Origin of the sequence: Ligilactobacillus acidipiscis DSM 15836 (genome assembly GCF_001435755.1) — a bacterium.
Lineage (GTDB): Bacteria > Bacillota > Bacilli > Lactobacillales > Lactobacillaceae > Ligilactobacillus > Ligilactobacillus acidipiscis.
In genome coordinates, this window is the sequence record NZ_AZFI01000040.1 from 1 (window position 1) to 13,333 (window position 13,333).

At 39.5% G+C, this 13,333-nt stretch carries 10 protein-coding genes and 1 pseudogene; 8 read left to right on the forward strand and 3 right to left on the reverse strand.

Annotated elements, in window-relative coordinates; translation table 11 throughout:
- Positions 1 to 202: 202 nt before the first annotated feature.
- Together FC65_RS04495 and FC65_RS04500 are read right to left on the reverse strand one after the other, a co-directional pair.
- Complete coding sequence (locus tag FC65_RS04495; RefSeq protein WP_056971715.1) at positions 203 to 676, reverse strand: glutathione peroxidase; 474 nt, start codon at positions 674 to 676, stop codon at positions 203 to 205.
- A 59-nt stretch (positions 677 to 735) separates the two neighbouring features.
- Entirely contained in the window at positions 736 to 1,002 is a 267-nt protein-coding gene (locus tag FC65_RS04500) for a hypothetical protein (protein ID WP_056971716.1), read from the reverse strand.
- 594 nt (positions 1,003 to 1,596) lie between these two features.
- Between FC65_RS04500 and pdhA the strand changes: the two genes are divergently transcribed.
- The 7 genes and pseudogenes from pdhA to FC65_RS04530 all read left to right on the forward strand — a co-directional run bounded on the left by pdhA (position 1,597) and on the right by FC65_RS04530 (position 8,926).
- Positions 1,597 to 2,688: a pyruvate dehydrogenase (acetyl-transferring) E1 component subunit alpha gene (gene pdhA, locus FC65_RS04505; protein ID WP_056971717.1), complete on the forward strand. Its 1,092-nt coding sequence runs from the start codon at positions 1,597 to 1,599 to the stop codon at positions 2,686 to 2,688.
- 2 nt (positions 2,689 to 2,690) lie between these two features.
- Complete coding sequence (locus FC65_RS04510; protein WP_056971718.1) at positions 2,691 to 3,668, forward strand: alpha-ketoacid dehydrogenase subunit beta; 978 nt, start codon at positions 2,691 to 2,693, stop codon at positions 3,666 to 3,668.
- A 133-nt stretch (positions 3,669 to 3,801) separates the two neighbouring features.
- A partial coding sequence (locus tag FC65_RS12350; RefSeq protein WP_338088166.1) for a biotin/lipoyl-containing protein occupies positions 3,802 to 3,991 on the forward strand: 190 nt, incomplete at its 3' end.
- Between the two features lies 1 nt (position 3,992).
- Positions 3,993 to 5,061, forward strand: a pseudogene (locus FC65_RS04515) (2-oxo acid dehydrogenase subunit E2); the annotation flags it as partial.
- Positions 5,062 to 5,066: 5 nt separating this feature from the next.
- A complete protein-coding gene (lpdA, locus tag FC65_RS04520) occupies positions 5,067 to 6,473 on the forward strand; it encodes a dihydrolipoyl dehydrogenase (RefSeq protein WP_056971720.1) in 1,407 nt (468 codons plus the stop codon).
- 252 nt (positions 6,474 to 6,725) lie between these two features.
- Entirely contained in the window at positions 6,726 to 7,748 is a 1,023-nt protein-coding gene (locus tag FC65_RS04525) for a lipoate--protein ligase (RefSeq protein ID WP_056971721.1), read from the forward strand.
- A 158-nt stretch (positions 7,749 to 7,906) separates the two neighbouring features.
- Positions 7,907 to 8,926, forward strand: a complete 1,020-nt coding sequence (locus FC65_RS04530) for an FAD:protein FMN transferase (RefSeq protein WP_010495696.1) — start codon at positions 7,907 to 7,909, stop codon at positions 8,924 to 8,926.
- A 124-nt stretch (positions 8,927 to 9,050) separates the two neighbouring features.
- Here the strand turns inward: FC65_RS04530 and FC65_RS04535 are convergent, their stop codons facing one another.
- Positions 9,051 to 11,030, reverse strand: a complete 1,980-nt coding sequence (locus FC65_RS04535) for a fructose-1,6-bisphosphatase (protein WP_156408570.1) — start codon at positions 11,028 to 11,030, stop codon at positions 9,051 to 9,053.
- A 448-nt stretch (positions 11,031 to 11,478) separates the two neighbouring features.
- Here FC65_RS04535 and FC65_RS04540 point away from each other — a divergent pair, with 448 nt between their 5' ends.
- Positions 11,479 to 12,897 (forward strand): L,D-transpeptidase family protein, encoded by a 1,419-nt coding sequence (locus FC65_RS04540; RefSeq protein ID WP_056971722.1) that lies wholly within the window; start codon positions 11,479 to 11,481, stop codon positions 12,895 to 12,897.
- The last annotated feature ends 436 nt before the right edge of the window (positions 12,898 to 13,333 follow it).

The following is a 13,333-nucleotide window of genomic DNA, read 5'->3' on the forward strand; positions in this document are numbered from 1 at the left end:
GTTGAATGTTACGAACTAGCACCACGCGTATTTTCATTTTATAAATTTTATAATTATGTCCATAAAAAGCTATGTTAGTAGTATATAACATAATGAAAATAAAGCAAGCTATTTAAAAGAAACCACACGCAAAAAAGTATTCATCATTTTTTCTGCCAAATGATGAATACCTTTATCTTTAATAATTCACATTGTTCAGTAGTTATTCCGCCAAAAGAGCTTCTTCAATTGCTGGAATGATTTTCTCTGGTTTAGTCGTTGGGGCATAGCGATGGATCAATTGACCATCACGCCCAATTAAAAACTTAGTGTAATTCCATTTGATTTTTCCATGACCTGATTCTTCTTTTAAATAGGTAAAAAGCGGGTCTTCATCGTCTCCATTTAATTTGACTCTTTTTGTCATCGGAAAAATAACCCCATAATGAACTTGACAATAGTCACTTGCTTCATCATCTGTTTCTAATTCTTGATGAAATTGATTAGATGGTAAACCTAGAACTTCAAAACCTTGTTCATGGTATGTTTGATACAATTGTTCCAGGCCTTCCAGCTGTGGAGCTAAACCGCACTTACTAGCAGTATTAACTACCAGCAAAACTTTCCCAGTATAATCTTTCATCTGAAGCTTTTGACCACTCATTTCTGTCTCGTTGAAATCGTAGATTGCAGCCATTTTAACCCCCTCCTCTTTTAACTGTCCTAGTAATACGCTAAATTCTTCCGGCTGACAAATTATTTACCTTTTTTAGCAGCCAAGTTAACATTTACAAAAGTCACAAGCTGTTCTCCAGTACTGTGAGGCAATTTAAGCTTCATAGGAGGAAGTTCATTGATCAATGCATAATCACGAATAAACTTCACAGCCACACGTAATGCTTCTATGATACTATTCGCCTGGCAATAGGCCCCAAAGTCGGGCAAAAATACTAAATATTGATAGTGTTCATTGTTCTTTTCAGGCGTGATCACTATCGGATATGCCACAAACGTTTCTTTCAAAATATCCCCTCAAATTAACAAGCATAACAAAACAAGAATTCCCACATGCTATCAGAAACCGAAACTTTAATGCGTCTTTGGCATTAAAAACAGAGCCTAGAACTGTAACCTTTTACCAGGCAAAACTCGTTTTATAGCATACACTCTGATCACATCATAATCCAATACTTCTTAAAATCAAACCTCAATATATTTATCTTTAATTAGTTTTTTCGTGTTCTCTAACTCTTCTTCTGCAAAGATTGTGAATTACTTAGGAATTTATCTTGTTTTGAACCTTATTTTAAATTAATTGTTCACCTTTCGATAAGGTGTTAACAAATACCTATTCGCAAATTGCCACTAATTTGATGACGTCATCTAAAGTTATCAAAAGTCAACGGTTTATCGTGAAAGCATTCACATATATCGGATATAAAAATTTATTTTTATATGTATTTGGCTTGATACTAGCAACAAAAAATTTAAATATAATGTGCACAATTTGTTAAGGTTTACATTTAGCTCAAAAGGTATTAGCATTAGCAATGAAAGCGTTATGGTAAAGCTTTTCAGTATATCATTAGCAAGTTTTCGAGGAGGGAAAATTTACAAATGAAAAAAATAGATTTTGAACAACTCAAGAGTACTCCAAACACTGAAACTCTCAGTATTTTGGACGAAACAGGTCAAATCGTCAACAAGGATCTCTTACCAGATCTCTCAGACGATGAACTCACAGAATTATTTAAACAGATGGTTTGGTCACGTGTCTTAAATGAACGGTCTACTAAGTTGAATCGTCAAGGACGGTTAGGTTTCTTCGCACCAACTTCTGGTGAAGAAGCCAGCCAGATCGGCTCGAATTTTGCGATGACTAAAGATGATTTTATTCTCCCCGCATATCGTGATGTACCTCAACTTGTACAACACGGGCTTCCGCTTTATCAAGCATTTCTCTGGTCGCGTGGTCATGTTGATGGCAACAAGTATCCAGAAGCAATGCAGGCTTTGCCGCCTCAGATCATTATTGGTGCTCAATATGTTCAAACGGCTGGTGTTGCCTTAGGTATTAAGAAAAATAATAAGAAAACAGTAGCATACACTTATACTGGCGATGGTGGTACTTCTCAAGGCGACTTTTATGAAGGTATCAACTTTGCGGGTGCTTTCAAGTCTCCTGCACTCTTCTTTGTGCAAAACAACGGCTACGCTATTTCAGTACCGCGTGAAAAACAAACCGCTGCTCCTGCTTTGTCACAAAAGGCTGTTGCGGCAGGTATTCCTGGGATCCAAGTTGATGGAATGGATGCTTTAGCTGTTTATGCAGCAACTAAAGCCGCTCGTGAATGGGCAGTTGCCGGTAATGGTCCTGTTCTGATCGAAACATTGACATACCGTTATGGTCCGCACACATTATCCGGTGATGATCCAAAACGTTACAGAACATCAGCTGAAGTTGACGACTGGCAACGTAAAGATCCATTGATCAGAATGCGTAAGTATCTGACAGATAAGGGTATCTGGTCAACAGATCAAGAAAAAGCTTGGGAAGAAGAAGTCAATAAACAAATTGACGAAGCAATCAAGAAAACTGAAAGTATTGCACCACAAAAAGTCAGTGACTTCCTGAAGAATACGTTTATCGACACCCCACCTACGATCAAAGCGGAGATCGATGCTTATACTGCAAAGGAGAGTGACTAAGAATGGCTAAATTATCGATGGTCAAGGCAATTACTCAAGGCCTAGATGAAGAAATCAAACGAGATGAAAAAGTCCTAGTTTTCGGTGAAGATGTTGGCCGTAACGGCGGTGTTTTCCGTGCTACAGACGGTTTGCAAGATGAAAACGGTGAAGATCGTGTTTTCGATACACCATTAGCCGAATCTGGGATCAGCGGTTTAGCAATGGGGCTTGCTTTGGAAGGTTTCCGTCCCGTACCTGAAATTCAATTCTTTGGTTTCGTATTTGAAACAATGGATGAAATTGCTGGTCAAATTTCACGGACAGGTCACCGAATGGGCGGCTCACGTAAGATGCCGATCACGATCCGTGCTCCATTTGGCGGCGGAGTTCACACACCAGAACTCCACGCTGATAGTTTGGAAGGCTTATTAGCCCAAACTCCTGGCTTGCGTGTCGTTATCCCTAGCGGTCCATATGACGCTAAGGGTTTATTGGCTTCATCGATCCGGTCTGATGATCCGGTCGTCTTCTTGGAACACATGAAACTTTATCGTTCATTTAAAGAAGAAGTTCCAGAGGATTCTTACACCGTTCCATTGGACAAAGCTGATGTTAAACGTGAAGGTAAAGACATTACACTCGTTTCCTATGGTTATATGGTTCAAGAGAGTTGGAAAGCCGCTGATGCTTTGGCTAAAGAAGGTATCGAAGCTGAAGTAGTCGACTTACGGACGATCTCCCCGTTAGATGAGGAAACAATTATCAACTCTGTTAAAAAGACTGGTCGGGCTGTCTTGGTACAAGAAGCTCAAAACCAAGCCGGAGTCATGGGACAAGTTGCTTCTATCATTGCTGAAAAAGCGATCTTATCGCTTGAATCACCAATCGGCAGAGTTTCAGCACCAGATACTCCATACCCATTCAGTCAAGCAGAAGAAATATGGCTTCCAAATAAGAACGATATTATTGAAAAAGCTAAAGAAATCGTAAATTATTAATTACAAAGCGAGATGAGGTGTACCAAAGCAAGCCTTAGCTGATCTTCATATTGTAAATTCGTAATATGGATCTTTTATATAGGCTGCTTTCCCTCATTGATGACTTGATCAAATATACGGGGGTATATAACAAATGGAGAAATATCAATTCAACTTGCCTGATATTGGCGAAGGTATCGCAGAAGGTACAGTCGGTGAATGGCATGTTAAAGAAGGCAACGAAGTCAAGGAAGACGGCGATTTGGTTCAAATCGAAAACGACAAATCCGTTGAAGAGCTTCCTTCTCCTGTTGCTGGTAAAATTACTAAGATCTTGGTCCCTGNGCCTTTAGTTGAACTCGAAGTTGCTGCTGGAAAAGGTAACGTTGAAGGTGGCACTACAAAAGAAGCTCCTGTTGCAGAAAGCAAAGAAACTCCTGCTGCAAACACGGCCGCAGCAGCACCAACTGGTGAAAAACAAGATCACTCTTTACCTGTTTTAGCAATGCCGGGTGTTCGGGCCTATGCACGTGATAAAGGTGCTGACTTAACACAAATCTCCGGTAGTGGTAACCACGGTCAGGTCTTGAAGACTGACATCGACAGCTTCTTGGCTGGTGGTGGTGCAAAAGCCGCTGAAGCAGAGAAAACAACAGAACAACCTGCTGAAAAACAAAAGGCTCCTGCTACTCTTGTTTCAACTTCTACTGACTGGCCAGAGCATACTGAAAAGATGTCCGGGATCCGTTATGCTACAGCTAAAGCAATGACTCGTTCCAATGACAATGTACCGCATGTCCACATCTTTGATGAAGTTGTTGTTGATAAGATGTGGGATCACCGTAAGAAGTACAAAGAACTTGCTGCTTCTAAAGGTGTTCATTTAACATTCTTGGCCTATGTTACAAAAGCTCTTGCAGTTGTTTTGAAAGAATTCCCGATCTTCAACTCGCAAGTTGACATGGATAACAAGCAAAGCGTGTTTAAAGACTATATCAACATTGGAATTGCAACTGATACTGATCGTGGGCTTTTTGTTCCGAACGTTAAACATGCTGACCAACAAAGCTTATTCGACATTGCACGTTCGATCAGTGCTAATACAGAAAAAGCCAAAGACGGTAAGTTAAGTTCAGGTGACATGAGTCACACCGGAATTTCAATCACTAACATCGGTTCAGTCGGCGGTGGTTTCTTTACCCCAATTATCAACTTCCCAGAAGTTGCAATTCTAGGTATCGGTAAAATCAGCCCAGAACCAGTTGTTGTCGACGGTGAAGTTAAATCAGCCCGTGTCTTGAAGTTAACGATGGCTTTTGACCACCGTGTGATCGATGGTGCAACTGCTCAACGTGCAGTTAACCGTTTGAAAGAACTGCTGGGCGACCCAGAATTACTTTTGATGGAGGGATAATTAATATGGTAGTTGGAGATTTTGCAGAAGATTTAGAGACTGTTGTGATCGGTGCCGGCCCTGGCGGCTATGTTGCAGCGATCCACGCAGCCGAATTAGGACAAAAAGTTACCGTGATCGAACGCGAATTTATCGGCGGTGTTTGCTTAAATATTGGCTGTATCCCCTCTAAAGCCTTGATCGAAGCAGCTCATCACTATCAAAACGCTTTAGGTACAGCTGGCATGGGCATTACTACAAAAGATGTCCAAATCGATTTTGGTAAAACACAAGAATGGAAGAACTCTGTAGTCAACAAGCTGACAAGCGGAGTTTCCGGTCTCTTTAAGAAACATCATATCGATGTTTTGTGGGGAGAAGCATTTTTAAAAGACGACCATAGTTTGCGTGTGATCGGTAAAGATGATTCCGCTCAGACTTACAACTTCAAAAATTTGATCATAGCATCTGGCAGCCATCCAATTGAGATCCCTAACTTCAAATTTGAGGGTCGTGTGGTTGATTCAACTGGTGCTTTAGCACTCAAAGAAATTCCCCAAGAATTAATTGTGATTGGTGGCGGTTATATTGGAAGTGAACTTGCATCAGCTTATGCAGATTTTGGTTCACATGTAACTATCTTAGAAGGTATGGACTCGATCTTAGCTAATTATGAATCAGACATGGTCAAAGTTGTTCAGAAGAACATGACCGACCATAATGTCGATATTTATACTTCAGCCATGGCTCAAAAAGCAGAACAAGATGATAATTCTGTCACAGTAACTGCAAAGATCAATGGTGAAACTAAAGAAATCAAAGCCGATTATTGTATCGTGTCTGTTGGACGTAAACCTAACACGGTCGAAATGGGTCTTGAACAAGCGAAAGTTGAAACTGATGATCGTGGTTTGATCAAAGTTGACAACCAAGGCCGGACAAATGTCTCACACATTTTCGCTATCGGGGATGTCGTTGCCGGAGCTGCTTTGGCTCACAAAGCCAGCTATGAAGGTAAAGTTGCAGCCGAAGCCATTTCCGGAAAATCAAGCATTGTTGATTACCGGGCTATGCCAGCTGTTTGTTACACTGCCGAACAAATCGCCACAACCGGTTTAACTCTTGCAGAAGCTAAGGATCAAGGCTTAGACGTTAAGAAAGCACAGTTCCCATTTGCTGCAAATGGCCGTGCAATTTCAATGAATGCCACAAAAGGTTTTATTCGCTTAGTGTTTACTAAAGACGATGAACAAATCGTTGGAGCCCAAATCGTTGGAGCAAATGCTGCCGATCTAATCACCGAACTAACGTTAGCTATCGAATCAGGCGCAACTCTGGATGATGTTGCCTTGACTATCCATCCTCATCCTTCCTTAGCTGAAGGTATTATGGATGCAGCTGATGTTGGTCTAGGATTCCCAACCAACATTTAAAAATTGCACAATTCAATTTTTGATCCCCGTCACTGGGGATTTTTTTATGAATCATAACTGAAGTAAACAACAACTATTACTATATAAGTATTCTTGAATTAGAAAGGCATTAATGCTATCATGAAAACGTAATCATTAATGCTTGAACTTACATTCTTTACGCACACTGATAAATAAACACAGACCTGACAAGTACAAATTTAAATTATTTTAGTCAAGCAGCAGGTTTTGTGTAACAGAGAGGGAAATAACATGCAATATATCGCAATGAATACCAAAGATATTCGGACTAACCTGGCTACAGAACAGTATTTAATGAACAGTGGTAAAATGACACCGCCATTTATGCTGTTTTATATCGAAAAACCATGCATTATTGTCGGCCGTAACCAAAACACCATGGAAGAAATCGATCCAGAGTATTGTAGAAAACACAATATTACGATCACGCGGCGCCTATCTGGCGGCGGTGCTATGTACCAAGACCTTGGTAATATGTGTTTTAGTATGGTCATTCCAGCTAAAGATCAGGAATTTGGCGACTTTAAATCGATGGTACAGCCAGTTGTTGCCGGACTAAAAGAAATGGGTGCCACGAATATAGAAGTAACTGGGCGTAATGATATCGTATTAAACGGACGCAAGTTCTCTGGTAATGCAATGTATACTCGCGATGGTAAGACGTTCTCACATGGTACATGTATGTTTGACGTCGATACAGACGTGGTCGCAAGTGCTTTACGTGTCCCAAAGGATAAAATTGAATCTAAGGGCATTAAATCAGTCCGTTCACGGGTAATTAATATCAAACCATATTTGAAGGAAGAATATCAAAATATGGATACATTCCAATTACGTGAAGAATTGATCAAAAAGATTTGGAAAACTAATACTATTGAAGAAGCAGAAAAAAATTATGCTTACGTTTTAGACGATGAAGATAAAAAAGAGATCGCTAAACTTGAACAAGAGATCTACTATAACTGGGATTGGGTCTATGGTAAATCACCAAAATTCACTGTTCAACGCCGGAAACACTTTGCTGGCGGTACGATCGATGCGCGCTTTAACATTGAAAATGGTACGATCGAGAATGTCGTGATCTATGGCGACTTCTTCGGACCTGAAAACGTTGATGAATTACAAGATGAACTAAAGGGAACGAAGTACGCCCAAGAAAAAATCAAAGAAAAACTAAACGCACTTGACCTCTCACGCTTTTTCGCAGGAATCCCACAAGATGAAATTACCGAGCTGCTAAGTACACAACAATGATCCTGAAAGCTAATTAAGGACTGGTCCATTCTAATGATTAGAAAAGGCCAGTCCTTTTTGGTTTGTTAAATAAAGGATTCCCACTCTATGTCTCTAACTTCGCTATGGTAAAATAAAAATGGAAATTAATTTGTGTTTATGAGATGAGGATGAAAAATATGGCTGAAAATAAGGAGGTTCTTTGGACAGATATCCACCCAGAACCCGTAAAAAAAATAGCTGAACAACGTTTGACCAAACAATATTATGGTTTAGGAACAAAGATCACCCTAACGACTTTTGGTGCTACGACCGAAAATGATTTAGACGCGGCCAACGAATTGATCGTCCGTTATGAAGACCTCCTAACTGTTAACCGACCAGAATCAGAAGTTATGGCTGTCAATCATGCTGCGGGAAAAAAGCCAGTCCAAGTTTCAAATGGTGTCTACGATCTGATCAGAAAAGCCGTGGAGATCAGTCGGCAACATTTAGGCTTCAATGCTGCGATCGGGCCATTGGTAAAACTCTGGGACATCGGCTTTGATGACGCTCAATTACCAACAAAAGAGGAAATCAATGAACGTTTGCCTATCGTTGATCCTAACGAGATCGAATTAAATGACAAAGATCAAACAGTCTTTCTCAAGAAAGCTGGCATGAAGATCGACCTTGGCGGGATCGCTAAGGGTTATATTGCTGATCGAATTAAAGATCTTTGGGCAGCTCGCGGGATCAACAGTGGCATGATCGACCTCGGGGGCAATCTTCTGTTAGTCGGCAAACAACCCATACATGAAGATGGCCTATGGCGTGTGGGTGTTCAGGCCCCGAAAGATCAGCGCGGTCAGGCTGTGGCCGTTGTCAAGACGCCCGCTTCTTCCATTGTCACAAGCGGGATCTATGAGCGCCATTTGGATATCAATGGTAAAAGCTACCACCACATTTTGGATTCAAAGACGGGCTATCCTCGCAGCAATAACTTAGCCAGTGTTACTGTCTTTTCTAAATACTCGATCGATGGTGAGATCCACACAACTGAACTGTTCTTTGCTGGCGAACCGGTCACAGACTGGGGTAAAGACGATCCTGATCTTTACGGTGCTGTTTTTGTTACAAAGGATAACAAAATCTTAGTTAGCGGTTTAAATCCTAAAGATGTTAAAGTTATCGCGCCTGGTTTCGAATTATTATCATAATTTAAAAACAAAGAGCCAAGGAAAAAAACTTCCTTGACTCTTTTTGCTTATCCACTTTAGGCATTATTCGTCGAGAAGCACGCTTAGTACCTAACTTCGAAATGTCTCACTTTTCATCTTGATATTAATATTCGTCCAGTAAGCTGCGTAATATTTTGACGTTTTCTTTCAAACGCGCACCAATATCTGTATCAGCCACAGACTTTCTATGAACCTCATGGTTGACCACTCTTCTAGTAGAAACAATGTCCTTACCATTCACGATCGAGTCTTCTTTCGAAGTAAAAGGATGGTGCTCCACTAATTGCAAACCATATGAATTATATAAGAGTGTATAGCCTCCAAAACCCGTTGTCGGCTGATATGCCTTCGAATAGCCCCCATCGATAACTAACATCTTACCATTGGCCATAATGGCATCATGGCCTCTTTTAACAGGTGTGTGTCCATTGATCACATGTCCATCCTGAGGATCCAAACCAAATTCTTCTAACATACTATCAACGAATATTTCATTATGACGTAATCTGAAGTACGGATTACGAACTTCTTCATGACTAGCCTGATCTTTAATAAAATAACGTTCGAAAGTCGTCATGGCTTTTTTGCCGAACAATGGCGAGATCGGCCCCTGCCACAAATACCAGATCAGATCAGCTGCACTATAATCATTAGCACACGGATCATTATATGCATGTCGCACTTGTTGATCAAAGAAATCTACTAACTGCTTGCCGCGATACTCCTTGCCATGATACTTAAACGGCAAAAATTTGCCCTTTTCATTAACCGGCATGCAGCCGTGAAGCAGCAAATTGTCATTGTAACGCAAATACATGCTCCCCTTATTTACCAAAAATTCTAAGCGCTTCTGTAAGCTCTTAGATTCTACAAAGGAATGCAGTAAACTTTCCACAAGCTCTTGCTCTTCACTTGTTAATTTCCCCGGATCTTTCGGGTCGATCAAGTCAAAACAAGTATTAGTCAGCTGGTAGGTTTTACCTTGCAATTCAAGAGTATTATTGTCATAGTCGATTTTATTCAGCAGTGCACGATCATCCATCTGAAAGTCTGGTTCCCTGGCAATCGTTTGTACTTCCATCTTAAACTGCATGATTGCTACTGCTTGTTGGATCTGAGTCAACTGTAACTGTTCGCCGTCAAAATTAAATGAATCACCATCGACTAACTTAGGACGAAAAGCTGGATTGTCCGCATAATGTTCTTCCGCAAAGCGCGACAAATGCCGTAAGCTGATCCCATATGCATCTTCGATCGTAGCTAAGTTATTATAGCGTGCGCTGATCCGCAGCAAATTCAACATACATAATGCCGAGCCCGATGAAGCTCCGACCCATAACATATCATGATTTCCCCACTGAATATCAACCGAATGATAAGACATCAAACGTTCCATGATCAATTCTGGATGGTCACCGCGATCATAAATGTCACCTAAAACATGTAAATGGTCAACAACTAACTGCTGGATCGTATAGCAAGTTGCAATAATAAATTCATCAGTTACTCCCATTGACACTAAATTTTTCATTAACTGATCAATATAGCTGCGTTTATCAAATTCTTGCGGATCCGTATACAACAATTCTTCTGTGATATACGCGAAGTTTGGATCAAGTGCTTTACGAACCTTTGATCGTGTATATTTTGTTGAAACAAACTCCAATAATTCAACTAAGCGTTGGATCGTGTCCAAATACCATTGTTCTAACGCATCATCTTCATCTTGTTGCAGCTGCCGTTTCTTATATTCCAACTTTTCTTCCGGATAATAAATTAAAATCGCAAAATTTTGCAAGCGGCTGGGTGTCATTCTGCCGCCAAAAACATCCGTGATCTTATTTTTGATATTACCCGAACCATTACGCAAAATATGGTCAAAAGCGCTATACTCGCCATGTAGATCACTCACAAAATGCTCAGTTGCTTTTGGCAAATGTAAAATCGCCTCTAGGTTCATGATCTCAGTGATCACAGCCTCTTTAGTTGGAAATCTTTCTTCCATTATTTCACGTAAATACTGCTTTTCATTATCGTCTGCTCGTTTTTTAAATTGGTTTGGTTCATTAAGACCACTTGTCATTACAATTACCTCACAAAGTTAACGTGCTTAAGTTTTTGTATAAAGTCAATACAAATATGATATTACTTAATTTAAGCATTTTCAACCATTAAAAGTCAGTGTTTACTCAAAAATAATTATGTTATACTAATTATAGGTTATCCTTTTTCACAAGTTTTGAGTACTATTTTTAAAAATTGGTATAGTACATTTTGTCAAAAAGTTAATGCTCTACAAGCTGTTTATTGTCGCCTTAAAAGTGCCGCATAATAGGCGTCTAACGAAAAAACCATCAGGCTTATTTTTAAAACTTAAAGACACTGTATTCTTATATACATTTATGCTAAGATACATCAATGTGCGACTATTAATTTACAATAAATTATTTTAGAAATCGCATTTTTATCGGCAAAATTGCGTTATATTTTAGGTAACCAACTAATTTAAAGCTCAGAAAGGTGTTTTAAATTTGAAAAACAACAAAAAATTTTGGCTGCTAGTCACCTTAGTCGTGATCGCGGCTGTCTGTGGCGGCTATTATGGCTGGCATACTACACACTTTGCAAAAAATACCGTTGTTCAAGGTGTTAATATCGGTAAGTTATCCTATAAAAATGCTGACTCAAAAATCAGCTCGGAACTTAAGGAACCCGAATTCACGCTTAAAGACCCACAGACCAAAGAAATAATCTACCAAGGTAAATTAAAAATAGCTGCTAGTCATGCTTACCGTGATGAGTTAAAAAACTTGCTTCATCAGCGACGGACTCACCCCTTCTCAACCAAACCAGAAGCTGCAAAAAAGGCTAGCATTTATGACAAAAAAGCTGCTGTTGACAATTTGAACTCCCAAAAAGCACAAATTACTCAAGCGATCGCACAAGCGAACCAAAAGCGAACGGCACCGCAAAATGCTCAGATCACTTTAGCCAATGGTCAAGCAACTTTTAAAAAAGCTGTTTCTGGCAACCAGATCGATCCAACTGCTACTATCAATAATTTAGCAAAACAACTCGATCCTAATAATGAACCTAAGCAGAACGTTTCAATTATTTTAAAAAAGCCAACTTGGTATGGTGAAGATGAATACCAAAAAATCACCAAAATTCTAAAACAGAATTTCAAATATACTGTCATGGGCAAAACAGAAACTACGCCTGTAAAAAATGTTTTAACTGAGGGAACGATCAACGAAAGCGGATCAAATTTAAACATGAATCCAAGTTACAATTATATCCGCAATTTAAATCAAAAGTATTCCTTATCTGGGTCACAGAAAACAGATTTTAGTACTGCTCAAGGTCAGAATGTTTCTTTTGATAATTCCCAAGGAACTTTAGGCTGGAAGATTCAAGAATACAACGAAGGCCGCTATTTGCAAGGACAATTATTAGCTGGCAAGTTGACCATTCCTGCTAAAAATATCGATAATTCCGACCAAAAATTTGATAAATCTGACTTAGATGCTATCAAAAATCAAAATCATATCGAAGTAGATCTGACTAATGAACAACTTTATTTGGTGGAAAATAATAAAGTTGTCCAAACGGCACCTGTCAACACGGGGTCACCAAAAGTCAATATCGCAACTCCGACAGGTTACTACTATATTAAATGGCGCAAGGCCCCGATGACCATGCGGGGAACTGAAAAAGACGGTACCAAATACAGCTCCTATGTTCCGCAGGCGATGGACCTAACTGATGATGGAATTTTTATTCATTCAGCCCCTTGGGTCTCAAAAACCATCCTAGGAAACCCCTCAGCCCGCTATGACCATGGCTCAAACGGTTGTATCAACGTTGCTCCTGCTGATATGGAAAAACTATTTGACCGCAGTCATCAGGGAATGCCAGTGATCATATATGGCGATGGTTTGGCATCCTAATCAATAACTTGATTCATCACATTCTTTGAATAAAACTGACTGATACAACGTTGAAAAACACGTTGTATCAGTCAGTTTTTTTGTTAAGTGCACAACTTTTGCAAAACTATTGTATCCTTGAGGTTTTTTCGTCAGTAATTCAAATAGAAAGTTACCACCATCAACGGACTCACTGAGCAATCTCACAATATGAATTTTCGTTATTTTAAAAGCAGCTAAAATTTGGACTACTAACATTTAGCCCTATTTCTTTATTTCTACATAAATAAAATCTGCAACCTCTTTACTCACCATGATCTTCTTACTATTAATTGTTGTTAACACAAAAAGATTAAAGTCATGATCATATTTTTCCACTTTTAATTCTTCATTTAGGTTTAAAGCTAGCTCTGAAAAATATATTACCATACGCGTGGTGCTAGTTCGTAACATTCAA